The 1887-nt window shown below is 69.5% G+C and carries 2 protein-coding genes; one reads left to right on the top strand and one right to left on the bottom strand.

Translation table 11 applies throughout. The features are described from left to right. Nucleotides 1-236: 236 nt before the first annotated feature. Complete coding sequence (locus HMPREF0731_RS20765; RefSeq protein WP_007006198.1) at nt 237-1313, top strand: SMP-30/gluconolactonase/LRE family protein; 1077 nt, start codon at nt 237-239, stop codon at nt 1311-1313. A 171-nt stretch (nt 1314-1484) separates the two neighbouring features. Here the strand turns inward: HMPREF0731_RS20765 and HMPREF0731_RS20760 are convergent, their stop codons facing one another. Continuing rightward, nucleotides 1485-1772 carry an AzlD family protein gene (locus tag HMPREF0731_RS20760; RefSeq protein WP_245538376.1) on the bottom strand — a complete coding sequence of 96 codons (288 nt, stop codon included), beginning with the start codon at nt 1770-1772 and terminating at the stop codon, nt 1485-1487. Nucleotides 1773-1887: the final 115 nt, after the last annotated feature.

Below are 1887 nucleotides of genomic sequence, written 5' to 3'. Positions count from 1 at the left end.
GCCGGGCTGGCCTGGCTGGTCTCGCTGCTGCTGCTGGGCGCGGCGCTCTGGGCGCTGTGGCACTGGCGCGGGCCGATCGCCGCCGCCTGGCCACCGGTGCAGCGCCTCTACAACGCGCTGGGCGTCTGAAGCATTTTTCCGCCTCGTCAGGTCATATGACGAATTGACCCTGGCGGGCGCCGGGTGCGAGCCTGCGCGCCCAAGGCGGCGCTGACGCCGCCCGGAGGAAACAACCCATGACGATGACGAGGCGCGGCCTGCTCGGGGCCGGCGGCGCGCTGCTGGCCGGCGCGGCCGCGGCGCAGAGCTTCCCCTTCACGCCGAACCAGCGCTACCCGGATCCGGCGGTGCAGATCCTCGACCCCAGCTTCGCGCGCTACCGCATCTACAGCTCGACGTTGGAGCAGGTGGCGAGCGGCATGCGCTGGGCCGAGGGGCCGGTCTATTTCCCCGAGGGCGGCTACCTGCTCTGCAGCGACATTCCGAACAACCGCATCATGAAGTTCGACGAGAAGGATGGCAGCTTCACCGTCTTCCGCGCCGGCGCCAACTACGCCAACGGCAATGCGCGCGACCGGCAGGGCCGGCTCGTCACCTGCGAGCACTCGGTGACGCGCCGCGTCACCCGCACGGAGAAGGACGGCAGCATCACCGTGCTGGCCGACAGCTATGAGGGCAAGCGGCTGAACGCGCCGAACGACATCGTGGTGCGCTCGGACGAGACGATCTGGTTCACCGACCCGCTCTTCGGCATCAATGGCGAGTGGGAGGGCAGCCGCGCCCGGCCGGAACAGGCCACCACCAATGTCTACCGCATCGGCGCGGACGGGAAGATCGCCGCCGTCATCACCGATCTGGTGAACCCGAACGGCCTGGCCTTCTCGCCCGATGAGAGCAAGCTCTATGTCGTCGAGTGGCGCGGCACGCCGAACCGCAGCATCTGGAGCTACGATGTCGGCGCCGGCGGCGCGCTGTCGAACAAGACCAAGCTGATCGACGCCAGCGACCAGGGCGCGCTGGACGGGTTCCGCGTCGACCGCGACGGCAATCTCTGGTGCGGCTGGGGCAGCAATGGCGCGCTGGAGGCGGAGCCGCGCCAGGTCAACGGCCGCGCCGTGCACGAGCTGCGCGGCAAGCCGGAGGATCTGGACGGGGTGAAGATCTTCAACCCGCAGGGCAAGCCGATCGGCTTCATCCGCCTGCCGGAGCGCTGCGCCAATCTCTGCTTCGGCGGGCCGAAGAACAACCGGCTCTACATGGCGTCGAGCCACTCGCTCTACGCGCTCTATGTCGAGGCGCATGGCGCGGTGTGAAGGTTGAGGGGGCTTTGCCCCCTCAAACTCCCCCAGCAGGGGGACAGGGTCCCCCTGCACCCGCCTTCAGTTGGGTTCCAACAAATGGGTTTCCAAAGGCCTCAGGCCTTTGGTGGCTGCGCGGCACTGCCGCGCAGGTTTGAGAGGGGCGAAGCCCCTCTCAAGGCCAGGCTATCCGAAAAAAACCTGCGCCAGCCACACCACCCCGATGCCGGCCAGGATCGAGGCGCTGAGATGTCCGGTGCGCCATTGCACCAGCACCACCGCGGCGCTGCCCAGCACGCCGATCCAGCCGATGCGGTCCAGCGCCAGCGCCACATAGGCGGTGAAGATCGGACCCGGCAGATTGCGCAGCATGGCGTCGACGAAGGGCGGCGGCCGCACCACGCGCAGCACCGCATAGCCGCCGGCGCGGCAGGCATAGGTGACGGCGGCCATGCACAGGATGGCCAGCAACACGTCCCATCTCATCGCGCGGCGCGCCCTTCCATCCAGGCGGCCAGCGCCGCGCCGGCCATGGCGCCGCAGAGCAGCGGCAGCGGCTGCGGCAGGCCGAGCCGCTGCGCCGCCACCG

This window comes from Pseudoroseomonas cervicalis ATCC 49957, assembly GCF_000164635.1.
Taxonomy (GTDB): Bacteria; Pseudomonadota; Alphaproteobacteria; order Acetobacterales; family Acetobacteraceae; genus Pseudoroseomonas; species Pseudoroseomonas cervicalis.
The sequence above is the reverse complement of the archived record's forward strand: the minus strand, read 5'-3'. Positions and strand labels throughout refer to the sequence as shown.